Origin of the sequence: Rhodococcus sp. 008 (genome assembly GCF_001682295.1) — a bacterium.
GTDB classification, from domain to species: domain Bacteria; phylum Actinomycetota; class Actinomycetes; order Mycobacteriales; family Mycobacteriaceae; genus Rhodococcus_F; species Rhodococcus_F qingshengii.
Window position 1 is genome coordinate 1051947 of record NZ_CP012749.1, and the last position, 25003, is coordinate 1076949.

Consider the following 25003-nt stretch of genomic DNA (forward strand, 5'->3'; position numbering starts at 1 on the left):
GGTTGGCAATTCGACTACCGATGTATTGGAATAGGTCCCGAACAATCCACGAACCAACAGAATTATCCAAGAATCAACAAAGGGGTCCTTATGTCCGGAATCGTCCGGCGACTTTGCACTGCGGTGATCGCAACTTCTGCAATCGCCGCCTTCACCGTCGGTTGCGGTTCCGACATCGAGCCGAAAGCCATTGCGGAATCATCTTCCTCGGTTGCCGATTCGACCACTACCTCCGCGGCCCCGACCACCTCGAAGATCACCGGCCAGGAGGGCTCGGACGACGGCGGCGACGTCGACATCGACGTGTCGATCGGTGATTGCGTCAAGCTCGGAGGCACCACGACGGCCGCAGAAATCGACAACGCGGACTGCGGTAGCAAGGATTCCAACTACAAGGTGGTCGCCAAGGTTCCCACCTCTGATCTGTGTGCCTCCGATGTCGACTCGTACTACTACGAGACCCTCGCGGGTGACGAGCAGGGCGCTGTCTGTCTCGACGTCGACTGGGTAGTCGGCGGATGCATGGACCTCGGCAGCGGAATGGACGAGCCCGCCCGCATCGAATGCTCGGATACCAGCGGCACCAATGTAGTCGAGGTCGTCGAAATCCTGCAGAACTCCACGTCGATCGACGAATGCGGTTCGGGGGCAGACTCGGGATTCGAGCACCCGGAACGTAAGTTCACGGTCTGCGTCGCAACGCTCTGATTCGAGCGCCCTCCCGAAAAACACCTGTGCGCCTTGCCAACCGATCTCGGTTGGCAAGGCGCACAGCGCTTTCTACAGCCGGCGCTTTCTACAGCCAGCCCCGACGCTTGAAGATCGTGTAGAGACTTCCACAGGTCAGGAACATCATCGAGAGCGCAAACGGATAGCCCAAGTGCCAGTGCAGTTCCGGCATGTCGTCGAAGTTCATCCCGTACACGGTTCCGATGAGCGTCGGCGCGAAGAGAATTGCCGCCCACGCCGAGACCTTCTTGATCTCCTCGTTCTGCGCGTAGCTCGCCTGCGTCAGATTGCGCATCTCCTCGTTCTGGTTCTGCGACACCAGAGTTGCGTTCACCGTGAGGATGTTTCCGAGCAACTGACGAAAGCCGTCGGCCCGCTCCACCACAGTCGTCGCATGGTCGGTGACGTCGCGCAGGTATCGCTGGAGTTCCTCGTCCGTGTGGTACTTGTCGAACCCTGCCGACAACCCACGCAGCATTCCCAGCAGCGGACGCGTCGCCCGCTGGAATTCGATCACCTCACGGGTCAGTTCGTAGATGCGACGCGATACCCCGGGATCGCCACTGAACACTTCGGTTTCGATCTCGTCGATGTCGTTCTGCAGGCCGGCCACCACCGGCGCGTACCCGTCGACGACTGCGTCGAGAATGGCATAGAGAACGGCCTCGGTACCCAACCGCAACAGTTCAGGATCGTTCTCCATGCGAGTCCGCACCGCCGACAGATCCGGCGATTCACTGTGACGGACGGTCAGAATGAAGTTCGGACCACAGAAGATGTGCAACTCGCCGAATTCGACCCGCTCGGTCTCGTCGCGGTACCGCGCAGCACGCAGCACCACGAACAGTGTCTTGCCGTAGCGCTCGAGCTTGGGGCGCTGGTGCGCGACGATCGCATCCTCGACCGCCAGTTCATGGAGGTCGAAATGTTGTGCAGCGGCATACAACTGGGCGTCGTCGGGCCGGTACATGCCGATCCACGCCATCGACTGCGAATCCGGAAGGCATGACAGTGCTTCCGCCAGCGTGGACGGTGACGCTATCCGCTCGCCGTCGCGGTACACGCCGCTGTTGACGACGGTCGATTCGACGGGCGCCACCGCCTCGGGCGGGGCAGCCTTGACGACGGTGCGTGCGGCACGCGAGTGTCCGGGATGTGAGTCACCGAGCCCCGCGGAACGACGCGGCAGTACCGAACGTGAACGACGAAATTCGCGCATGCTGAACAGCTTTCGAGGGAAGAATGAACGACGACGCTTGCTTCACAGCAAAGCCGAAGCCGATGAACACACGATGAAGCTGCAGCAAAATACCGGATCAACCCGGGCGGCTACAGCTTCAGTTGGTACTCGGAGGTTGGCCACGCATTACAGCCACACCTCCTCTTCCCTGAATTCCTACGCAAGTCCGCGCACGACGCCAACATGCTACCCCGACTGTCAGGGCACGACAAACCGAACGACAAGCCGCAGGACAGCACGAATCGATCGGAGGAAACCCTCGGTGAATGCAACTTTCAGTCAGTTCGCGGCGCGCAATCCGCCGATCAGGAGTTCGACGATCTGATCCGCCAACGACTCCGTCTCCGCCAACGTCTGCCCTTCACGCCTTCGGTACCAGAGGTCGATGCCGTTGAGACTGCTGAGGAGTACTTTTGCCGCCATTCGCGGTGAGCGCACACGAATGGAACCATCCGCGACACCTTCGGTCATCACGTCGACGAACAGATTCTCGTAGTCGAGTCGCAGCGAATTCAGTTCCACGAGGACTTGCTGTTGCCTCGGCTTGAGCGCGGAGTTCATCTGACCGCGGACACCTTGGTGGATCGTGTGGTGGTACCCGAGATGTGTCATGAGATTGACCAGGTGGGCGTGCGACATCGCTTCGAGACGCGCGAGGCCGCTTTCTGCCCCGCCCATCCGAGACTCGACCTCAGCGCGGAGCAGGCTCATCCCGCGCTCGTAGATTGCCAGGTAGATGTCGAACTTCGAACGAAAGTGGTAGTAGACAAGACCTTTGGTGGCGCCGATTCGATCGGCCAGTAAATCTACAGTCGTGGCTGCGTAACCGTCTTCGGCAAAGGCGTCGGCGGCGCTGGTGATTATCGCGGATCGCACGTCCGGAAGATCACTACTCATTCGACTTCCGCTCCCATTCACACTGCCTGCCGGCCCTTGACTGTTTCCACGCCATCGCATAGTAATACTGAGTAGTATCCCAGATCAGAGAGGTTTTCCAATGTCGTTGGATTTTTCCGGCAAGGTAGCGATCATCACGGGCGCAGGCGGCGGACTCGGCCGTTCACACGCATTGGCCCTCGCCGCACGCGGCGCACGCGTCGTCGTCAACGACATGGGTGGCTCGGTCAACGGCAGTGGCGGCGCTGATACCGCAGCCGCCAAAGTCGTGGCGGAAATCGTCGAGCTGGGCGGCGAGGCCATCGCGGACCACTGCGACATCACCGACGTCGACGCCGTTGCCGCCATGGTCGCGACGGCCGTGGACAAGTGGGGCCGCGTGGACATCCTGATCAACAACGCCGGAATCCTGCGCGACAAGTCGTTCATCAAGGCCGAGCTCGACGACTTCCGCAAAGTCATCGACGTGCATCTGATGGGTTCCGTCATCTGTTCCAAGGCAGTCTGGCCGCACATGGTCGAACAGAACTACGGACGCATCCTCATGACTACGTCGGCATCGGGAATTTACGGCAACTTCGGCCAGGCGAACTACGGCGCCGCGAAGTCCGGCGTCGTCGGCCTGATGAACGTTCTCGCCATCGAGGGCGAACGCAAGGGCATCCGCGTCAACTCGCTGGCCCCGACCGCCGCGACCCGCATGACCGAAGACCTCCTCGACGAGAAGACTCTCGCTCTGCTTGCACCCGAATCGATTTCACCCGGCGCACTGTTCATGGTCTCCGATGACGCACCGACGAAGACCATCCTCAGCGCCGGCGCCGGCGTCTTCGCGATCGCTCGCATGGAGGAGTCGCAGGGCGTCTACATCCCCGAAGGCGCACTCTCCCCCGAGGTCGTCGCCGAACGGTGGTCCGAGATCAGTGACATGACCGATTCCGTCCAGGTGCCCGCGGCGTTCGATCAGACCCGCCGGTTCGTCGAGAAGGCCGTGGCGGAGCAGCCCAGCAACTGAGCCGGGCAACCAGACAACTGATCGACCCCGCTCCCCCTAAGGTGTGGTGGTGACCACACCTACGGGAGTATCGATCGTCGACATCGTCGACAGACTGGGAATGACGTTCCTCAGCGGTGGCGACACCGTCGACGGCGCCCGCACTGTCAGCCGCGTGACCCTGCACGAAGGGTCCGAAGCTACCCAGGACAGTGCGGGCGCCGTCGTACTCGGCGCAGGTCTCGCAGGTTCGGCCGATATCGCAACGGCGGTAAGAGAATACGGCTCGGCAGGTGCGGTAGCGCTGATCGTCAAAGAGCCCCTGGACTTCGACGGCCTCGTCGAGAAAGCGGTGGCCGACACCGACGTCGCACTCCTCGGAATGGTCAAGGATGCAAGCTGGCTGCAAAGCGCGTCGTTGATCAACGAGATCCTCGAATCCGGCAACAACGGGGACCGCACGTCGGCCGCCGACGCCGACCTGTTCGATCTTGCCAACTCTATCGCTCAGGTATTGAACGGCCCGGTCACCATCGAGAATCAGTCGAGCCGGATCCTCGCGTTCTCGGCAGATCAAGCCTTCGGCGACGAGGCACGTAAGCAGAGTGTCCTCGGACATCAAGTGCCGCAGCACTATTCCGATCGGCTCAGGTCAATGGGGTATTTCAACAAGATCTACGGCTCTACCCTGCCGGTATTTCTACCGGGTATCGGGCCGGGCATCAGGCCCCGCGTCGGCATGCGAATACATGCGGCATCGCAGATCCTCGGTTCGATCTGGGTGATCTTGGACGAGGAGCCGAACGAATTGCAGGTCAAAACGCTCGTCGAGGCAGCGGGCGTGGCCGCGATGAGTTTACTTCGCGCCAAGCTGGCCGCCGATTCCGCACGACGACTGAGGTTGGGCGAGGTGATCACGTTACTGAGTGGCGGCACTTCAGCGAAGGAAGCGGCCGAGCGACTGGGCTACGGCCGTTCGAAAGCAAACGTGCTTGCGGCCGGCTTCCGTAGCGGCGCCGGTGCATCGTTGGAGGCCGAAGCCGACGTCGATCAACTGGCCCTGACACTCAATACCTATCTCGACCAAGTATTTCCGCTGTCGGTGGCGGCAGCGATCGGCGGCACCGTCTACGCCGTAATCCCACACACCCGGCATCAGACCGACGACGACTACGTGCGTCGGATCGCGTCGGAGTTTGCAGACCGTTCCCGTTCGGAAAAGTCGGTGGTCATCGGAATCGGTGCGACAGTGGCCGACGTGATGACGCTGGAGAAGTCACGCGACGAAGCCGACCGAGCGCTTCGCGTTCTGAGGTCGACGTGGAATTCCTCGGGCCGGACCGTCGCGCGCGCCGACGACGTGCAGATCAATTCCCTACTTCTGCGCCTCTCCGACGCCCTGGCGGACGAGAACGAGACCGCATCGGGTCCGCTCGCGGTACTGCGTGAGTACGACCGCAGTCACGACATCAACCTTGTCGACACGCTCCGCGCCTGGCTCGACACGTTCGGCGACATTCCGGCTGCTGCGTCCTTGGTTCACATCCACGTCAACACGTTCCGGTACCGCCTCAAGAAGCTTGCCGGGATTGCCGGCATCGATCTCGATGATCCGGAAACTCGATTCAGCCTGATGCTCCAGCTTCGTCTCTTCCATCCGACAATGTTGTAGCGATCTACCAAGTCTCACGAAACATTCGTAAATCCGGACGATGTTCTCGTTCTTTTGTTGGGTGAAGATTCAAGCAATCGTCTTTTGCTCCTGACCCGACAGACCTCGCGTCACTCGGGCGGGACCACACCTTCCGGAGGCACCATGAAACAACGGTCCTACGCACTACTGGCTGCGGCAACTGGCACCGTTCTTGCCCTGACCGCGTGCTCAACGGGTGGCTCATCGGGTTCGGGTGGGGGTGAACCCGTCACGGACGGCACCTTCAAATTGGCTCTCGTGGCCGACCCCGGCGCTCTGAATCCGCTGATGACCGCCGCTTCGCCGGCGCACCAACTGGCGCGTCTGAGCTACGACTATCTGCTCCATCCGGATCCCGATACCGGCGTAACCAAGCCGTGGCTCGCCGAGAAATGGGAAGAGACAACCACTTCCGCGTCCTTCACCATTCGCGACGGCGTCACCTGTAACGACGGATCCGCTCTGACTGCCCAGACCGTCGCCGACAACGTCAATTTCATCACCAACGCAGCAAACAAATCCGCTCTCCGCGGGGTGTACGCACCGGCAACTGCAACTGCCACCGCCGACCCGGCGGCCCGGACCGTAACGGTCACAACTCCGGAACCCTCTCCGTTCCTGCTTCTCAACCTGGCGCGAATACCGATCATGTGCGAGGCCGGGTTGAAGGATCCGACGGCGGCAAACAAGACGACCTTCGGGTCGGGCATGTTCCAGATGACCGAGGCAGTCGCCAACGATCATTACTCCTACGTTCGGCGCGACGGATACAACTGGGGACCGGACGGCACTACCTCCGACACTGCCGGTGTACCCAAGAATGTCGTCGCATCCATCATCACGAACAACAGCACAGCGGCCAACCAGGTGTTGTCCGGTGATCTGAATGCCGCTGCCGTCTCCGGCCCCGATCAGGACCGCATGAACGCCGCGAACTTGGATACCGTCAAGCAGCCTGCTCCAGCGGGCGAGATGTTCTTCAACCACAGTCCCGGCAATCCGACGAGCGATCCTGCCGTACGCAAGGCGCTGGTCCAGGCTCTCAATCTCGACGACCTCGCCGAGATCTTCACCGCCGGCCGCGGAACCCGATCGACCACGATGGTGTCCATCGAACCGCGGGCCTGCATCTACGACTCTGTCGCCGGAAACCTACCGGACTTCGATACCAGTGCGGCCGCAGCAACTCTCGAGTCTGCGGGCTGGAAGGTCGGCGCGGACGGTAAACGCAGCAAGGACGGCACACCGCTCCGAATTCGGATGGTCTACGAGACGTTCGGCGACGCGACCGATGCTGCCGCCGACGTCGCAGTCAACGCGTGGAACGACCTGGGCGCCACCGTTGAACTCACCAGTGGAGACTCGAACAAGATTCTCGATGTCGCACTCAGCGGCAAGGACAACACGGCGTGGGATGTCGCGTGGGAGCCGATCAACGTCGCGCTGCCCAGCATGCTGGTCCCCTTCCTCTCCGGTCCGGTGCCCGCTGCGGGAATGAACTTTGCGTCGATCTCCAACCCGGCCTACGACGCAGCCGTCACCAAGGCTTCCGGGCTGACGGGCGAGGACGCTTGTGCCGCTTGGGCAGACGCTGAGTCCGAGATCATCAAAGCAAACTCGGCGGTACCTTTTGCCGACAAGATCACGACTCTCTACTTCAACAATGCGGGTCTTGCATTCGGCCGCAATTTCATCGGTTCGGCCCTGCGCCTGTACCAGTAGACCGCCGGTAGCGACCGGGGAAATCGTCGTGTTTCGCCGGTCGCTGTCGGTATACGGACAGGTATTCACTGATCCTGACGGTTTTCGTGGGAGCGGACGAAAATCGACCCGATTTTCGTGAGGATCGACAGAGATGCGCGTCACGTCATGCGCCAAGATTTAGCAGTCAACACTCAACCGCGCCCTCACGTTTTTCGCTCGGGCCCCTGCTCCATCACGGAGGCACCATGAAACACCGCTTCTATCCAACACTTGCGGCAGCCGCAGGGCTCACGCTTGTGTTGTCTGCTTGTGGCTCGGGAGGCACGTCCTCGGGCGCCAGTGGCGGTGAACCGGCCACCGACGGGACCTTCCGTTTCGCCCTGCAGGCCGATCCGGGTGCACTCAACCCGATCATGTCGGCCGCCTCGGCGACCGCCGAGTTGTCGCGTTTGGCGTACGACTACCTGATCTACCAGGATCCCGATACCAGTGAAGTCGGACCGTGGTTGGCGGAGAAGTGGGAGGAGACCCCGACCTCGGCGTCCTTCACCATCCGTGACGGGGTGACCTGTACCGACGGATCGACGCTGACACCGCAGACCGTCGCGGACAACATCAACTTCGTGGCCAACCCGGACAACGGTTCACAGTTGCGCGGGTCCTCCGTGCCGACCGGCGCCACTGCGACTGCCGATCCGGCAACGCGCACTGTCACGGTGACCACTCCGGCGCCGAGCCCGTTCCTTCTTCTCAACGTCGGTCGCCTGCCGATCCTGTGCGAGGCCGGATTGAAAGATCCGACAGCGTCGAACAAGAAGTCGCTCGGCACCGGCATGTTCGAAGTCACCGAAGTTGCCGCCAACGACCACTACACGTTCCAGCGTCGCGAGGGCTACAACTGGGGCCCCGACGGCACGACCTCCGACACCCCGGGCGTCCCCAAGACGGTCGTCGCCGCCATGTCGCCGAACGTGAGCACCGCCGCAAATCAGCTGCTCTCGGGTGAACTCAACGCAGCTCCGATCGCCGGTCCGGACAAGGACCGCGTCGCGGCAGCCAATCTGGACTCCGTCGGTCGGCCTCTGCCGGCAGGCCAGATGTACTTCAACCAGATCGCGAGTAATCCCACCAGCGATCCCGCAGTGCGCAAGGCCCTGATCCAAGCGGTCGATCTCGACGACCTCACTCAGGTCATCACCGCCGGACACGGGGTCCGGGCAACCAGCCTCGTCGCCGTCGAACCGCGCGCCTGCGTTTACGACTCTGTCGCAGGCAACATTCCGGACTTCGACCTCACTGCCGCCAAGGCAACACTGGACGGCGCTGGTTGGACCGCCGGCGCTGACGGCAAGCGAAGCAAGGATGGCAAGCCGCTCAACCTCCGCCTCGTGTACGACGGCACCGACGATCCGCGCAACGCGGCGGCCGAACTTGCTCAGTCGGCGTGGTCCGAACTCGGCGCAAACGTCGAGGTGACCGGGGGCGACTCGAACAAGATCATCGACGTCATTCTGAGCGGCAAGGACAACTCTGCCTGGGACATCGCCTGGGTCCAGGTCAACTCCTCGCTGCCCAGCACCTTCACTGCGTACTTTGCCGGGCCGGTTCCCGCAGCAGGCAAGAACTTCGGATCGGTCAGCAACCCCGCCTACGAAGCAGCAGCCACCAAGGCTTCCGGTCTGACCGGTAGCGACGCTTGTGACGCCTGGGCCGACGCCGAGTCGGAGCTCACCAAGACGATCGCGGCCGTGCCCTTCGCAGACTCCGTCATGAACGTGTACTTCAACAAGGCCGGACTCTCATTCGGCAAGTCGCTCAACGGTTCTGCGCTGCGTCTCTACCAGTAGGCCGTCCGCCCACTCTGAAATACCTTCCCGCCCCAGCATCCCGCCCTCCGGAAAGACAGCCCATGAGTCAAACTATTGAAGCCGCGAAACCAGAAGCGGCGCCTCAGGCTCGAGCAAAGTGGCTCGAGTCCGACAGCTGGCCCGCATATCTTCTGCGTCGTTTCGGCACCTTCGTGATTTCACTCTGGGCGCTGGTGACTGCGGCGTTCCTGATGCTCCAACTGATTCCGGGAGACCCGGTTCGGTTGGCTCTGGGAATGAACGCACCGGTCGAACTGGTCGAGACAACGAGGTCTCAGCTCGGTTACGACCTTCCCTTGTGGCAGCAGTACTTCCGATTCGTCGGCGGGTTGCTGAGCGGGAATCCCGGTGACTCGATCACCTTGAGGACTCCGGTCTTCGAGGTGATCGCGTCCCGCCTACCGGCAACACTCGAACTGGCTGTACTCACAGTCGTCACGGTGCTGCTAGTGGGCATTCCGATCGGCCTCATCTTCGCTGCACTGACCCGCAACGGTCGACGACGCGGAGTCGAGATCGGTTACACCGCAACGTCGGGCACCATCGCCGTGATCCCCGAGTTCATGTTCGGTACGGCGCTGGTCTACCTCTTTGCCGTCACGTTCCCTGTTCTGCCCGTCGCCGGCCGAGGTGGACCGGAAAGCTACATCCTCCCGGTCGCGGCCATGTCGATCGGTGCCATCGCCTCGATGTCGCGCATCGTCCGTGCAGAGGCGCTCGGCGTGTTGGACATGGACTACATCCGTACGGCGCGCGCCAAGCGAATGCCCGTGGCACGAATCTACTTCCGTCATGCAATGCCCAACCTCATGACGTCGACGCTGACGCTCGCCGGACTCCTCCTGGGTGGTCTGATTGCCGGCACCGTGCTCATCGAGAGCATCTTCGCCTGGCCCGGCATGGGCATGGCGCTGGTCAAGTCCATCACCGAGAAGGACTACCCGCTCGCCCAGACACTGGTCGTGATCTACGGCGCCATCGTCCTTCTCATCAATTTCATCGTCGACGTGGTGCTCGCTCTCATCGACCCACGATCCACAATTCGGGAGAACTGAGTTGAGCACCTCACCTACGGCCCCCACTGCGGCCCCCAAGACGCCCCCGCGACGACACTGGATCGTCGGAACGTTCCGCACCCCATTGGGAATCCTGGCCCTCACCTTCCTGACCGCTCTCATCGCCCTCGTCATCTTCGGACCGATGATCTGGGGTGACGCCGCTGTCGCAGCCAACCCGAAGGCACTGTCTCAGGGACCGAGTTCCGAGCACATCTTCGGCACCGACGCCGGCGGGCGTGACGTCTTCGCCCGCACGATGACCGCCGCGAGACTGTCGGTGCTCATGGCTCTCGGAGCCGTCGCACTCGGTGTCACAATTGGCCTGATACTCGGTACGCTCCCGACGCTCGCTCCCCGCTGGGTCGGACGAATGGTCGTGGCATTCCTCAACTTCGCCATCGCATTCCCCGGACTGCTCCTCGCGATCTTCCTGTTGGTCGTTCTCGGACAGGGTGCTGGCAGCGCGGTGATCGCCATCGGTCTCGCCCTGGCCTCGCCGTTCGCGAGGTTGACGTACGCACTGGCTTCGTCGGTCAACGGACGCGACTTCATCGACGCAGCACGCATCCTCGGGGTTACCAAGCCGGGGCTGCTGTTCCGCCACATTCTCCCCAATATCCGTGAACCACTCATCGTCAATGCCAGCATCGCTGTCGGCAGCGGCCTCGTGGTCTTCGCCGGACTCTCGTTCCTCGGCTTGGGCATTCAGCCGCCTGCATTCGACTGGGGCCGGATGCTCAACGAAGGTCTGTCGAAGATCTTCGTCAACCCGGCCACCGCACTCGCCCCCGGCATCGCCGTCGTGCTCGCCGGCTTGACCTTCACGCTGCTCGGCGAGGCCATTGCTCGCGGCGCGGGAGTTCGCAGCCCGATCAGCAGTCGCCTGCCGAAGTGGAAGCCGATCAACCGGAAAACTGCCCAGGCCGATTCGGCGCCCACCGACGAAGACGCGGTACTGACCGTCCGCAACATGTCCGTCGCAGTCCCCGCGGGTGACGACTGGCGTCGCCCCGTCGACAACATCAGTTTTACAGTTCACCGCGGCGAAACCGTGGGCATCGTCGGTGAATCCGGGTCCGGAAAGTCACTGAGTTGCATGGCAATCGCGCAGCTGACCGACCACCCCACCGTGGTCGACGCCGGGCTCATCGAGTTCGACGGCACCGTGCTGATGAAGGACGGCAAGCGGCCGGACGACGCGGCTTCGCGCAAGGTTGCCCGCCAACTCGGCACACGTATGGCGATGGTGTTCCAGGATCCGATGTCGTCCATGAATCCGTCTCTCAAGGTCGGATACCAGGTCGCCGAGATCGGTTGGCTCCACGAAGGTATGAGCAAGGCCGACGCGAAGAAGGCGGCAGTCGAGCGACTGAACGCCGTCAAGATCCCCGACGCGCCCAGGCGTGCGAAGCAGTACCCCCACGAGTTCTCCGGCGGTATGCGTCAGCGCGCGATGATCGCCATGGGTCTGATGGGTAAGCCCGCTCTGATCATCGCGGACGAACCCACCACTGCGCTCGACGTGACCGTTCAGCGTGAGGTCCTCGGGCTGCTCCACGAGGTTCGCGAAGAAACCGGCGCCGCAATCCTTCTCATCTCGCACGACATGGCCGTCATCACCGGCATGTGCACCCGTGTCCTCGTCATGTTTGCCGGCGAAATCGTCGAAGACATCGCAGTCGACGATCTGATTGCCGGCCGTGCAAAGCATCCGTACACCCGCGCGCTGATCGCCGCGGTCCCCACCATGAGCACCGATCGCGACAAGCCGCTTGCCACCGTCGACGAAGCCTGGCAGGTGGAGAGCCTCGACGCCGAGGAGAGCACCGCCGACATCGAGTTGGAAGAACTGTTGGCTGTTGCAGAGGAGATCCGATGAGCAGACTCGAATTCCGTGACGTCAACGTCCACCTCGGTAGCGGTTCGAAAAAATTCCACGCCGTCAAGAACATCAATCTCGACATCCCCTCCGGATCGGTGGTCGGTCTCGTCGGTGAATCGGGTTCCGGAAAGTCGACACTGGCGCGAGCAACTGTCGGCCTGGCCGAGCCCAGTTCCGGCCAGATCCTTCTCGACGGTGTGGACGTCGCTCACGCCCGCGGCGCGACGGCTCGTCTGCGCCACCGGATCCAGATGGTCTTCCAAGATCCGTACTCGTGCCTCGACCCGCGAATGACCATCGGCCAGTCACTCGCCGAGGCGCTGCGGTCCACCGAGCGTCGTGACAAAGCTCGGCGCAGCCGCGGCGACCGCGCTGTCGAGGTCGCTCGACTCCTCACCACCGTCCAACTGCCGGTGGAGAAGGCGCACGAATACCCATCGTCGTTGTCGGGTGGTCAGCGCCAACGCGTTGCCCTCGCGCGGGCTTTGGCAGCCGCACCAGCAGTTCTGCTTGCCGACGAAATCACCTCCGCTCTGGACGTGTCCGTGCAGGGCGCGGTTCTGAATCTGTTGGTGGATCTGCAGAAGCAGCTTGGTCTGACGGTTCTGTTCGTCAGTCACAACCTGGCGGTGATCCGCTACGTCTGTGACCACGTCGCAGTCATGCTCGGCGGCGAGATCGTCGAGCACGGGCCGGTTCTCGACGTGATCGATTCGCCGAAGGAGCCGTACACGGCAAAGCTGTTGTCCGCGATCCCGACATTCGGGGAGCCGATGTTCCAATGACAACGCCGACCACTCTCGACTCCCCCGCTGCCGTAGCCCGTGCCGAAGAACGTCGTTCGGCGAGAATCCAGGATTACGCGTCCGTGGTTACACCGACCAGCATCGCCGTATCGGCGTCGGGACGCATTGCATACGTACGTACCGAATCGAATCCGGCTGCGGATACCAACGAGCACTCGATCTGGTTGGCTTCCCCGCAACTACATCTCACCGCGGGACCTGCCGACACCTCGCCGACCTGGCATCCCGTTTCGACGCTGTTGGTCTTCGTTCGGCCAGATTCCTCGGGCACACCACAACTGTGGAAGGTCGACGCCACCGGGGGCCCGGCAACACAGCTGACCACCACGGCGCAGCTCCCGCTCGGCGTGGGGGCACCGGTGTTCTCTCCCGACGGCGCTCGGATCGCCTTCAGCGCCCCCGTCGACCGCACGGGCGCCGGATCGTCATGCCTCTTGGTGGCGAAGCGCCTCAACTACAAGGTCGACGGATCCGGTGTCCGGGGCAGCGTTCGGGCGCACCTGTTCGAGTTCGATCTGGCCGCCGGCTCACTACGGCAGCTGACGGACGGCGATTGGGACGCTTCGCATCCCGCGTACAGTCCCGACGGCACCGAACTGGCTTTCACCGCGGCGATGGACGGCGACGCCGATCTGACGCGGGCGAGTTCCGCCTGGACCGTATCGCTGACTGATCTCGCCTCCGCTCCGCGGATGTTGGGGCACGCACGCGGCATCGCAGGACCACTTGCATGGACACCTGCCGGCGACGCGGTCGTAGCCGTCGGTTGGCACACACCGATCATTCACAACAACGAACTTCTTGTCCTGCACCGCGACCAGCGAGTGGAAGACCGCAGCCTGACGTCCGGACTCGACCGAAACGTCATGCCGGGCGGGACCGGTTATCCCGGTGGCGCACCGAGTTTCACCGCCGACGGCGACATCGTCTTCTGCATCCGCAACCACGGCTCCACCGAACTGCACAAGGTCGATTTCGGATCAGGCTCCGTCTCACCACTTCTCACCGGCGAGCGGACAGTGGTCTCAGGCCTTGCCCTGACGTCCGGGCGAGCCGTCGTCGCGCTGGCAACGGCTACATCCTTCGGCGAGGTCGCCGTCATCGACCTCGAGACTCGTGCAGTCGAAACCGTCACCGAATTGAACACGGAACTGACAACTTCCGTCGCGTTTCCAGTCGCCTCCGAGCGTTGGTTCGACATCAGCGACGGCACCCGTGTTCAGGGTTGGATCCTGCGCGACCCGAACGTCACGGGCGCCGGTCCGCTGGTTCTGGACGTCCACGGCGGACCACACAATGCCTGGACCGGAACGCCGACCGTGATGCACGCATACCACGCGGAACTGGTCGCGCTGGGATTCACGGTCTTGATGATCAATCCGCGCGGAAGTGACGGCTACGGAAACGACTTCTTCGACGGTGTGCGGGACGGCTGGGGTGAGGCGGATCGTGCCGACCTGCTCGAACCGGTCGAAACCCTTGTCGCCGAGGGGATGGCCGATCCGAAGCAACTGGTACTCACGGGCTACAGCTACGGCGGATTCATGACGTGCGCCCTGACGTCCGTCACCGATCGGTTTGCCGTCGCAGTCGCCGGTGGTCTCGTTTGCGACATCGCGAACACAGCCGGCCCCTCGGACGAGGGCATCTTGCTGCAGACGGTCGAATTCGACCCGCAGTCATCTCGGGTACGGGAACTTTCGCCGCTGGGGCGAGTCTCCCAGGTGACGACACCGACGCTGATCCTTCACGGCGGCAGCGACGTCCGTTGCCCGGTCAACCAGGCCGAACAGTGGTTCGGTGGACTGCGTTTGGCCGGCACCCCGACCGAGTTGGTGGTTTTCCCGGACGCGTCACATGCCTTCGTGTTGACGGGTCGGCCGTCCCACCGACTGGAGTACAGCACTCGTCTCGTCGACTGGATCGAACGGCACCTCTCCCCCAAGCCCGCACTGACCACGGTCGATCCCGACTACTGGCAGTACCGACTCGACACCCTGAGTGCGAAGTACGGGGTACCCGGCGCCTCGCTGGGAATTCTGACCACAACCCGCAGCGGATTCGACCGCACCGTGATCACGTCCGGTGTCGTCAGTACCCGCACCGGCGTCGCGGCTACGCCCGACACGCTGTTCCAGATGGGTTCGATCAGCAAGGTCTGGACGGCCACCCTGATCATGCAGCTCGTCGAAGAAGGATTGCTGGATCTCGACTCACCTGTCCGGAACATCCTGCCGGACTTCGCAGTTGCCGACGCGGTAGCCACCGAAACGGTCACGACTCGCCACCTGTTGACTCACACCAGTGGCATCGACGGTGACGTTTTCATCGACGGCGGGCGCGGCGACGACTGCGTCGAGCGATACGTCGCATCACTGAAATCAACGGTGCAGCTCTTCGCCCCCGGCACCGATTGGTCGTACTGCAACACCGGCTTCGTGATCGCCGGACGAATCATCGAGGTTCTCCGAGGTAAGAGTTGGGACGCGGTTCTGCGCGAGCGGATCATCGAACCGCTCGGCCTGACCAAAACCACGACCCTGCCTGAGGAGACGGCACTGCACCGCGCTGCAGTCGGGCACGTCGGCGCTGCCGACGACCTCGAGCAGACACCACAATTCCTCATCCCTCGCTCGATGGGCCCCGCCGGTCTCATCAACAGCACCGCCGAGGACCTTCTTCTGTTCGCGCAGGATTCGATGCGCGAGGATCCGATTCTGCTTCAGCGGTCCACCCATCTGGCGATGCTCGAGGAGCGCCGCCAGATCGGTGACGTGTCGTCAGCGGACATCATGGGAACCACGTGGCTGCTGCATAATTGGGGCGGGGTACTGGCTCATGGCCACAATGGCGGAACTCTCGGCCAGCAGTCGTTCTTGCGAGTGGTGCCGTCGTGCGGTCTAGCCGTGGTCCTGATGGCCAACGGTGGAGCAATGGACGCTCTCTCCGGCGATCTTCTGGCTGAAGTAATCGGTTCCATAGGCGGCGTCAGTGTGACACCGGCATTCTCGCCTGGTGACCCCCACACCCGCGTCACGTCCTCACCTGAAGAACTCGATGCGCTGTGCGGCCTGTACCGCGATGCCGCAGCCGATTTCGTCTTGGAAAGGACCGGCGGTTCCCTGACCGCCCGCCGCACCGATCACATCGACCCTTCGGTCACCGCCGAAAGCGCAGAGTCCGTCTCTCTCAGCCTGATCGAAGTTCACCCTGGAGTGTTCGGGACCCGACTCCCTCAATCAGCAGGTTGGATCCGGATCACTTTCTCCGACAACGGGAGTACACAATTGCTACACGTCGGAAGCCGCGCGTATCCGCGAGTGAACAACCGATGACCATTCTCCGCGATCTGGCCGAGCGCCAACTTCCTCAGATCCTCGAGGACGCCATCGCGCTCATCGAAGTCGAGTCGCCGTCACACGATCTCGAAGCTGTTGCCCGCAGCGCGAAGTGGACGTCAGATCTTGTCCACGAACGACTCGGCGTGACACCGGAGTCGATAGTGACGGAAGGCCGAACCCATCTGGTGACCCGTTTCGGCAGCTCACCGACGCGGTTGATGCTGCTCGGTCATCATGACACCGTGTGGCCGATCGGCACCCTGACACGCCTGCCCGCAGCCGTCACCGACGGAGCGCTCCGAGGTCCGGGCGGACTCGACATGAAACTTGGTGTCGTTCAGGCAATCCACGCCCTCGCTATCGTCCGGGAGCTGCACGGCGACGATGCACTCGACGGAATCACACTCCTCGTGACCGGTGACGAAGAAATCGGTTCACCCACGTCGCGGTCCCTCATCGAGGAACTTGCGGCAGGCGCGGTACTGGTTCTCGAGGCCGGCGGTGACGGTGGCGAACTGAAGACTGTCCGCAAGGGGGTGTCGCTGTATCGGATCCATGTTGCCGGTCGCGCCGCCCACGCGGGGCTGGAGCCGGAAAAAGGCATCAACGCTGCAGTAGAACTGGCTCGTCTCGTGATCGCGATCAACGACTTGTCCTCGCCGGCACAGGCAACCACCGTCACCCCGACTGTCATTTCAGCCGGAACCACAACCAACACCGTTCCGGCAGAAGCCTTCGTCGACGTGGACGTGCGCGCAACCAGCGCCGCCGAGCAGGAGCGCGTCGATGCGAATATCCGAGCCCTGCAGGCAATCCACCCCGAAGCCGTAGTCACGGTCTCGGGTGGTGTCAACCGTCCACCTCTCGAAGCGACGATGTCCGCACCGTTGCTGGCGTTGGCGGAACGCGTTGCGCTCGAGCATGATCTGACTCCGCTCGTCGGCCTCGCCGTCGGCGGAGCCTCGGACGGAAACTTCACTGCCGGTATCGGTATCCCCACCCTCGACGGCCTCGGTGGCGTCGGCGGCGGTGCACACGCCGAGACCGAGCATGCGCTCGTGTCCGCAATCGCTCCGAGGACGGCGTTGGTTGCGGGCCTTATTCGTTCGATCACGTCTGAAGGGGGCCCTCGTGTCGAAAAGCAAAGCGGTTGAGTTTCGAGAACTGGTCGATACCCGCGAAATAGCCGATCTATCCGCCGTTTTCGACGAGATCTGGGCTACCAGTCCCGGACCGGCTCATTTCGGCACTGCGATGTTGGTTGCGCTTCACCACGGTGGTCACTACGTGGTGGGAGCCTTTTCCGAAGGCGAAATGATCGGTGGTTGCGTCGGATTCTTCGTCGAGCCTCTCGGCGAGGTTCTGCACTCACACATCGCCGGAGTACTACCGGGACACGCAGGCAAGGGAATCGGCCGCGCCCTCAAGCATCATCAGCGAGACTGGTGCCTCGAGCGCGGCGTCAGGACGATCCGGTGGACCTTCGATCCACTGGTCGCACGAAATGCCTATTTCAACATTCAGCGTCTCGGAGCCGAACCGGCCGAATACAACCCGGATTTCTACGGGTCGATGGCAGACGGAATCAACGCAGGCGACGCCAGCGATCGTATGCTCGTCAGTTGGGACCTCGACGTCGATGGATCTCCGAGTTCTACTGTGGCCGTGAATGATACATTCAAGGTGCTTCAACCCACCGAAGACGGTACGCCTCGAATGCTCCCGATCCCACCCGACTGCGTCGATATCGCAGTCGGAATACCCAGAGACATCGAGCATCTGAGAACAGTCGACCGCGCCTCTGCCTTTGCCTGGCGACACGCGCTTCGCGAGTACCTCGAACCACTGATCGCCTCGAAGGAATGGCAATCGACCGGCTTCGACCCCAGCGGCTATTACATGTTCACGAAAATCTGCGAGACAACCGGAGAAGAGCAAGTCCATGCACATTGAGTCCGTCGAATTGCGCGAACTGCGCATCCCTCTCGTCTCCCCCTTCACCACGTCATTCAGCACCCAGCTCGAGCGCAACACCCTCGTCCTGAAAGTGAGCGGCACCACCGACGGCCCCAACGGTCCGGTGGAGACCGTCGGCTGGGGCGAGTGCGGCTCGCTCAGCGATCCGTACTACAACTCCGAATACACCGCTGGTGCGCGGGCGATGCTTCGCGAGTATCTTGTTCCGACGCTACGTAAGTCGCAGTCGGATCAACCGCTCTCGGCCGAGACGGTCGGCAGCGTACTTCACCACGTCGTGGGTCACCAGATGTCGAAGTCGGCTATCGAAATGGCAATCCTCGATGCTGAATTGCGGGCTCGTGGACAGTCTTTCGCTCGGTACCTCGGTGCCACTCGCACTCGGGTGCCCTCGGGAGTGTCCGTCGGCATCCAGGACAGCATTCCGCAGCTACTCGAAACCGTCGGCAACTATCTGTCGCAGGGTTACGTGCGAATCAAGCTGAAGATCAAGCCGGGCTGGGACATCGCTCCCGTGGCTGCGGTGCGCAAGGAGTTCGGCTACGACGTTCCTCTGCAGGTCGACGCGAATGCCGCGTACACCCTCGTCGACGCGCAGTTGCTGCGCCGCCTGGACGAATTCGCATTGCTCCTCATCGAACAGCCGCTGGCCGAGGACGATTTGGTGCAGCACGCCAAGCTCGCCCAGTCCCTCTCGACTCCGATCTGCCTCGACGAGTCGGTCGAGTCGGCCAAGGATGCGGCGGATGCCATCACGCTCGGTGCCGCTTCGGTCATCAACATCAAGCCGAGCCGTGTCGGTGGATATCTGGAAGCCAAGCGCATCCACGATCTCGCCTCGGCACACGGTATTGCGGTGTGGTGCGGCGGAATGCTCGAGACCGGAATCGGCCGCGCCGCCAACGCGGCCCTCGCGGCGCTGGACGGATTCACGCTGCCCGGCGACATCTCGGCGTCCGATCGCTTCTACAAGGAAGACATCACCGAACCTTTTGTCATCGAGGACGGCCACATCGCCGTGCCGCAGGGACCGGGCTTCGGTGTGACTCCGCGCGAAGACGTCATGGATCGCTTCACGGTCGGAACCGAGATTCTGTAGGTCCGTCACACAGTCACGCAGCAGCCACCTCCACCTTCACCCCGGAGGTGGCTGTTCGTCGTTTGTGTCGGTAGGGGGGTGCATAGTGATTCGGACATGACGTTCTGCACCGAAAGGCCCCCGATGAGTAGCTGGTCCGATCGCCCGATCTGCGCGTTCGACCTCGAGACCACGGGGCGGGATCCGTCGACCGCTCGTATCGTCAGTGCCTGCGTCGCGGTGATCGACGGTTCGAGTGTCGAAACACGCACGTGGCTACTCGATCCCGGCGTCGACATCCCCGCCGGCGCCTCGGCTGTTCACGGCATCAGCACCGAGTTCGCGGCGCAACACGGCCAGGATTATTCCGAGGGCTACGAAGAGATTCGCGAGGCTCTGCACAATTCCTGGGCGCGCGATCACGCCGTCGTGGCGTTCAATGCCTCCTATGATCTGACGGTCATGCATGCCGAGGGTCTGCGCATCGGCAAGCCTGCATTCGTTCCGGGGTTGGTGATCGATCCGTACGTGATCGATCGGGCGATGGATACGTTCCGCAAGGGCAAGCGAACGCTTGCGGCCGTGTGCGAGCACTACGGAATTTCATTGGAGTCGGCGCACGAAGCCGAGGCCGATGCCAAAGCTGCGGCAGCGTTGGCCCGCGAGTTGGCCGTGCGGTTCCCCGACATCCTGGGGCTCGATCTCATGGTCGATCAAGCCGATTGGCACGCAGAGCGGCAACGCGATTTCGCCGAGTACCTTCTCAGCCAAGGGAGGGACGTGGCAGATGTGAACGGCCAGTGGCCGATTCGCATCATCGCCTGACGTCCTCCCCGGCTCGGACGACCGCGCGCTACGCCGGGACCGGCGGCCACACCGGCGCAATGGACCACGGACGGGCTGTTTCGAGCTGCGACGCAACCTGAATCAGCAGATCTTCACGGCCGAACGCGCCGACCAACTGCACGCCGATCGGAACGCCGGCCGAGTCATGACCCATCGGCAAGGAAATCGCCGGCTGACCTGAACTGTTGAACGGACTGGTCAAGCCGCTGTACCCGGCCGAATGCTCCCAGATCGACATAGGATTCGCCGTATCGAGCAGACCGAGCGGAGCTGCCGGCCGAGCCATCGTCGGAGTCAGCAACAGGTCGTGATCGACGAAGAACGCACCGATCACCTGGGCGGCCCGCTCGAGTTCCTGCAATGCCTTGACAACGTTCGTCGCACTTTCGGACTTCGCGCGGTCGTAGATCATCCGCGCCATCGGCTCGAGGTCGTCGTCGCGGATCGCGCGGTTCAGGGCGTCGAGTCGTTCGTCGACCTCGATCGTCATCGGAATGCCCATCAACACCGAAAGCCCGGCAGTGAGCGCATCGAGCGGAAAGTTCGGGGCACTCTCGGTGACATCGTGACCGAGTTCTTCGAGCAGGCCGGCAACACCGGTCGCGACGGCCGAGCACTCCGGGTCCACCGGTGTGCCGTCAGGAAGAGCGTTACTCAGACCGATCCGCAACCGTCCGGGATCGGCACCCACTTCCTCGATGTACGGCCGCTTCGGCGCCAGGATCACGTAAGGATCGCCCACTGTCGGCCCGGCGGACAGATCGAGAAGCAGCGCAGTGTCGCGGACACTTCGGGTGAGCGCGTGATGAACACTCATCGGCGACGAGAAGAGCGTGCGCGCCGGTGCCGTCGGAGTACGTCCTCGGCTCGGCTTGAGGCCTACCAGGCCGCAGGCCGATGCGGGAATACGGATCGATCCACCACCGTCGCTGGCATGCCCGCCTGGCACGATCCCGACGGCAACAGCTACAGCCGTGCCACCCGAAGATCCGCCGGGCGAACGATCAAGGGCGTAAGGGTTACGGGTGGGTCCGAACAGCGCAGGTTCGGTACTCGCGTTCTTGCCGAACTCCGGGGTGTTCGTCTTGCCGATGACAACCAGACCAGCCTGGCGGTAGCGCTCGACGAGCGTCGAATCTTTTTCTGCCACAGCGTCGGCGAACAATCGAGATCCATTGGTGCTCGGCAATCCTGCGACGTCCATGCCGAGGTCTTTGATCACGAACGGGACGCCCTGCAGTGGACCATCCGGCAGGCCGCCTGATACCTCGTTGCGCGCTTCCTCTCGGCGCTCACTGATCACCGCGTTGACTGCCGGGTTGCGCTCGTCGAGCCTGTCCAGACTGAACTCGAGGACTTCCTTGGCGGAGACGTCGCCGCTCTTGATCGCTTCGGCCAGGCCGGTCATGTCGTTGTTGTCGAACAAATCCTGCATCGATGCCCTCATCACTCGTGTCGAACTCTGCCGATAGTGAGGTCCGTCATATCAACCGGAGTGGCGACGCAGTTCCGAAATTCCGCTTGGCGGGACCGATCAGAGAATCAAGCCCTCACAGAATCAAACCTTGCCGCCGCGCTTCCACGACCGCTTCGTGACGACTGCGGACGTCGAGTTTTCCCATCAGATTCCTCATGTACGTCTTGATCGTTTCGACGCTCAGGGACAACCTCTCGGCGATCTCGGCATTGCGCAGTCCGAGAGCGACGTACCCCATCACCTCCCGCTCGCGTGGCGACAGGACAACGGTGTTCGCGACTGGAGTGTTCGCGGAAGGTTTCGGCGACGCCAACGCCCGCAACTTTGCCTCGACCGCGAGGACCTGCGCGCTGAGAGCCATGTCCTCGAGGTTCGCCGCGATCTCGCCGAGCGCCAGGACGCTCTCGGTCAACCCTTCGGATATCTGGGCATCGCGGTTCGAACCATGTTCCACCGCAGCGGTATCGAGCATCGCCACCCGACGATCCACTTCGTCGCGAATCTCGAATTCTCGGGCCAACGCGTACGACGATCGCATCATCGTCTCTGCGATCACGTCGCCGATCGGCAGGTTGGCACGCAGTCCTCCGTAGATCGCTCCGCGAGTAACCCCGCGTACGACGATGGGGACTGCCATCAAGGATTCAATCGCTTCGGTACCCACTTCATAGTCGTAGTCGTGAGTGATGTGCGACGAGTTCGCGTAGTCCTGGACCGCGCCCGGTCGTTGTTCTGCGATCGCCCGACCGCCGAGTCCGCATTCGGCGTCGATCCGGAGGTTTCGCAGGATGTTGCTGCGCGTGCCGACGTGACCGGTGATGGTCAGCGACCGGTCGCTGACGCAGCCGCCGAACAGAACCGGCAACTCGGTTTTGGGGTGCAGCCGACGCAGTTCGGCGCGCAACGCGTCGTCGTCGCTCGGTCTCAGTACCCTGCTCACTCTCACCTCCACGTACCCAATTCAGAGGGTAGCGGCACCTTTGGCTGGGCAATAGCGTGCATCCAGGCCATTTGTAGTGCCGATCACACTTATCGTGACACCAACCGTGCCACGTCGCCTTCGGAGGAACCGTGTCTGTCCCGACAGCTGTTGCAGCCAACAACACCCCGCTCAGTCCGCTGCGCTTTCTCGAGCGCAGCGCCGCGGTGTTCCCCGAGCGCACCGCCGTCGTTCACGGCGACCGGACCTACTCGTACCGAGAGTTCGGTGACGAGGTCGCGGCTCTGGCCCGCGTCCTGCGTGAACGCATTCAGCCCGGTGACCGCGTTGCATACCTGGCGCCGAACGTACCCGAGATGCTGTTCGCGCATTTTGCCGTCCCCCTCGCCGGCGGGGTCCTGATCGCCCTGAACTCACGCCTCGCCGGTCCCGAACTCGAATACATTCTCGATCACTCGGGAACCACGATCCTGTTCGTGGACTCCGAATTCGTCGGTTCGGTCACCTCGTCCAAGGCAAACGTGGGGAGCCTGCGTGAGATCGTCGAGATCCCGGACTCCACCGTCCCCTATCCGGACGTTCCCACCGGAATCGTCACCGGGCAGTACGCCGATCTGATTGCCGAAGGCGAAGCTCTCTCCGATCAGCCACTGCACTGGGGCGTCGACGACGAGCAGCAGTGCATCGCCATCAACTACACCTCGGGTACCACCGGAAAACCCAAGGGCGTCATGTACTCCCACCGCGGGGCGTACCTGAACTCGCTCGGCGAGACATTCCACAACGGCTTCGACGGAGCGACGAAGTATCTGTGGACACTGCCGATGTTCCACTGCAACGGGTGGTGCACGCCGTGGGCCGTCACTCAGGCCGCGGGCACACATATCTGCCTGCGCGCGGTCCGCGCCGATGCGATCTGGGACGCCATCGACAATCTGGGCGTGACACATCTGTGCGGCGCTCCTACCGTCTGCTCCACCATCGCCGACGCAGACCAGGCCCACAAGGTCGACGCCTTGCGCATCACCACCGCCGGCGCTCCCCCGTCACCGACGATCATCGGAAAACTCGAAGACATCGGTGTCACCGTGGTTCACGTCTACGGCCTCACCGAGGTGTACGGCCCCTACACGATCTGCGAATACCAGGAAGCCTGGGACGACAAGCCGCAGTCCGAGCGCGCCGCACTTCTCTCGCGTCAGGGAGTCGGCATGGTGCAGGCCGAAAATGCTCGCGTTGTCGATGCCGAGATGAACGACGTCCCCGCCGACGGCCAGACCATGGGTGAGATCGTGCTCCGCGGCAACAACGTGATGCTCGGGTACTACCGCGACGAGGCCGCGACAGCCGAAGCATTTGCCGGTGGTTGGTTCCATTCCGGCGACCTCGGCGTCATGCATCCCGACGGATACATCCAGCTCAAGGACCGCGCGAAGGACATCATCATCTCAGGCGGCGAGAACATCTCCACCGTCGAGGTCGAGCAGGCGATCATGAGTCACCCCGCGGTGATCGACGTGGCAGTCGTCGGCGTTCCGGACGAGAAGTGGGGCGAGCGCCCGAAGGCATTCGTGGTGCTGGGCAAGGGATTACAGGCATCCGCCGAAGACATCGTCGAGCACACCCGCACTTTGCTGGCCGGGTACAAGGTTCCCCGCGACATCGTCTTCCCGCTCGACCTTCCTCGCACCCCCACCGGCAAGGTTCTCAAGTTCCAGCTACGCGCCGACAACTGACGCCGACGAAACCTGGATACTTGCATCCATGACCGAGCGCTCCGATGTACCCGGAACTGACCCCGCACAGTTTCGGGTACACGTCGCGTCTCAAGCGATCCGGTTGTTCTCGGAGAACGGGTACGAAGCCACCACCGTCGAGCAGATCGCCGCTGCCGCCGGTGTGTCGCGTCGGACGTTCTTCCGGCAGTTCCGCTCCAAGGAAGACGTGATCTTCGCCGATCACGAGTCCCTCCTCGAACACGTCGCAGAGTTCCTCGCGTCCGATTCCGCCGACCCCTGGGCGTCCGTGTGCGAGGCCGCGGGACTGGTGTTCGATTTCTTCCGCAGGAACCGAGACCTGTCGATGCGGCGATACCGCGTCGTACAGCATGTTCCGGCTCTTCGCGACCGCGAACTCGTCACCGGATTCCGCTACGAGCGCCTCTTCGTCGACTACCTGCGCAGCGCTGTGCCCCGCGAACCTGTCCTCGAGGTTGTCGGTTTTGCCGCAGCTGTCACCGCGTGCCACAACTACCTCTTGCGAAGCATGATCAAAGGCGACGAGGACGCCACAGCTGATGCACTAAGTCAGGCATTGCTCGACGTTCGGCGGACGTACGGCGTGGCACCCGGGTCCAAGACCAGCACGCCAGAATCGAAGTCCGTGCTGGTAGTAGCCTTTGCCCCGGGCACGTCCGCTGATGAGATCAGCAGAAAAATCCACGAACAACTCGGCTGACACTGCTCGTGCACCG

The 25003-nt window shown here is 62.7% G+C and carries 19 protein-coding genes; 15 read left to right on the plus strand and 4 right to left on the minus strand.

Features of this window, described 5'->3' with window-relative positions:
• Nucleotides 1-90 precede the first annotated feature (90 nt).
• Nucleotides 91-708 (plus strand): LppU family putative lipoprotein, encoded by a 618-nt coding sequence (lppU, locus tag AOT96_RS04945; protein WP_007731384.1) that lies wholly within the window; start codon nt 91-93, stop codon nt 706-708.
• An 88-nt stretch (nt 709-796) separates the two neighbouring features.
• Here the strand turns inward: lppU and AOT96_RS04950 are convergent, their stop codons facing one another.
• Both AOT96_RS04950 and AOT96_RS04955 read right to left on the minus strand, forming a co-directional pair.
• Nucleotides 797-1948: a magnesium and cobalt transport protein CorA gene (locus AOT96_RS04950; protein ID WP_065351381.1), complete on the minus strand. Its 1152-nt coding sequence runs from the start codon at nt 1946-1948 to the stop codon at nt 797-799.
• 300 nt (nt 1949-2248) lie between these two features.
• Nucleotides 2249-2866, minus strand: a complete 618-nt coding sequence (locus AOT96_RS04955) for a TetR/AcrR family transcriptional regulator (RefSeq protein WP_047271145.1) — start codon at nt 2864-2866, stop codon at nt 2249-2251.
• Nucleotides 2867-2966: 100 nt separating this feature from the next.
• Here AOT96_RS04955 and AOT96_RS04960 point away from each other — a divergent pair, with 100 nt between their 5' ends.
• From AOT96_RS04960 to AOT96_RS05015, 12 genes are all read left to right on the plus strand, one after another.
• Entirely contained in the window at nt 2967-3881 is a 915-nt protein-coding gene (locus tag AOT96_RS04960) for an SDR family NAD(P)-dependent oxidoreductase (protein ID WP_007731375.1), read from the plus strand.
• A gap of 49 nt (nt 3882-3930) precedes the next feature.
• On the plus strand, nt 3931-5532 hold the full coding sequence (locus tag AOT96_RS04965) for a PucR family transcriptional regulator (RefSeq protein WP_007731373.1): 1602 nt from the start codon (nt 3931-3933) through the stop codon (nt 5530-5532).
• A 144-nt stretch (nt 5533-5676) separates the two neighbouring features.
• The gene (locus AOT96_RS04970; protein WP_064687688.1) at nt 5677-7275 is read left to right on the plus strand and encodes an ABC transporter substrate-binding protein; all 1599 of its coding nucleotides are present in this window, start codon (nt 5677-5679) and stop codon (nt 7273-7275) included.
• Nucleotides 7276-7502: 227 nt separating this feature from the next.
• Nucleotides 7503-9104 carry an ABC transporter substrate-binding protein gene (locus AOT96_RS04975; protein WP_030535172.1) on the plus strand — a complete coding sequence of 534 codons (1602 nt, stop codon included), beginning with the start codon at nt 7503-7505 and terminating at the stop codon, nt 9102-9104.
• A gap of 62 nt (nt 9105-9166) precedes the next feature.
• Nucleotides 9167-10180, plus strand: coding sequence for an ABC transporter permease (locus AOT96_RS04980; RefSeq protein ID WP_003940249.1), 1014 nt, complete (start codon nt 9167-9169; stop codon nt 10178-10180).
• A gap of 1 nt (nt 10181) precedes the next feature.
• Nucleotides 10182-12062 (plus strand): dipeptide/oligopeptide/nickel ABC transporter permease/ATP-binding protein, encoded by a 1881-nt coding sequence (locus AOT96_RS04985; RefSeq protein WP_225320135.1) that lies wholly within the window; start codon nt 10182-10184, stop codon nt 12060-12062.
• Nucleotides 12059-12850 (plus strand): ABC transporter ATP-binding protein, encoded by a 792-nt coding sequence (locus AOT96_RS04990; protein ID WP_065351382.1) that lies wholly within the window; start codon nt 12059-12061, stop codon nt 12848-12850. The genes AOT96_RS04985 and AOT96_RS04990 overlap by 4 nt, the downstream gene beginning before the upstream one ends.
• Complete coding sequence (locus tag AOT96_RS04995; protein WP_065351383.1) at nt 12847-16206, plus strand: alpha/beta fold hydrolase; 3360 nt, start codon at nt 12847-12849, stop codon at nt 16204-16206. Before AOT96_RS04990 ends, AOT96_RS04995 begins: the two co-directional genes overlap by 4 nt.
• Nucleotides 16203-17366, plus strand: a complete 1164-nt coding sequence (locus AOT96_RS05000; protein ID WP_054187730.1) for a M20/M25/M40 family metallo-hydrolase — start codon at nt 16203-16205, stop codon at nt 17364-17366. Before AOT96_RS04995 ends, AOT96_RS05000 begins: the two co-directional genes overlap by 4 nt.
• Nucleotides 17344-18165, plus strand: coding sequence for a GNAT family N-acetyltransferase (locus AOT96_RS05005; RefSeq protein ID WP_065351384.1), 822 nt, complete (start codon nt 17344-17346; stop codon nt 18163-18165). The genes AOT96_RS05000 and AOT96_RS05005 overlap by 23 nt, the downstream gene beginning before the upstream one ends.
• A complete protein-coding gene (gene menC / locus AOT96_RS05010) occupies nt 18155-19288 on the plus strand; it encodes an o-succinylbenzoate synthase (protein ID WP_030535169.1) in 1134 nt (377 codons plus the stop codon). The genes AOT96_RS05005 and menC overlap by 11 nt, the downstream gene beginning before the upstream one ends.
• Nucleotides 19289-19411: 123 nt before the next feature.
• The gene (locus tag AOT96_RS05015) at nt 19412-20092 is read left to right on the plus strand and encodes a 3'-5' exonuclease (RefSeq protein ID WP_003940028.1); all 681 of its coding nucleotides are present in this window, start codon (nt 19412-19414) and stop codon (nt 20090-20092) included.
• Between the two features lie 28 nt (nt 20093-20120).
• Here AOT96_RS05015 and AOT96_RS05020 read toward each other — a convergent pair whose 3' ends face one another.
• Both AOT96_RS05020 and AOT96_RS05025 read right to left on the minus strand, forming a co-directional pair.
• Nucleotides 20121-21548, minus strand: a complete 1428-nt coding sequence (locus AOT96_RS05020) for an amidase (RefSeq protein ID WP_003940167.1) — start codon at nt 21546-21548, stop codon at nt 20121-20123.
• Nucleotides 21549-21663: 115 nt separating this feature from the next.
• Complete coding sequence (locus AOT96_RS05025; RefSeq protein ID WP_030535167.1) at nt 21664-22530, minus strand: helix-turn-helix transcriptional regulator; 867 nt, start codon at nt 22528-22530, stop codon at nt 21664-21666.
• Between the two features lie 131 nt (nt 22531-22661).
• Between AOT96_RS05025 and AOT96_RS05030 the strand changes: the two genes are divergently transcribed.
• Nucleotides 22662-24266, plus strand: coding sequence for an acyl--CoA ligase family protein (locus tag AOT96_RS05030; protein WP_030535166.1), 1605 nt, complete (start codon nt 22662-22664; stop codon nt 24264-24266).
• Between the two features lie 28 nt (nt 24267-24294).
• Entirely contained in the window at nt 24295-24987 is a 693-nt protein-coding gene (locus AOT96_RS05035; protein WP_030535165.1) for a TetR family transcriptional regulator, read from the plus strand.
• Nucleotides 24988-25003 lie beyond the last annotated feature (16 nt).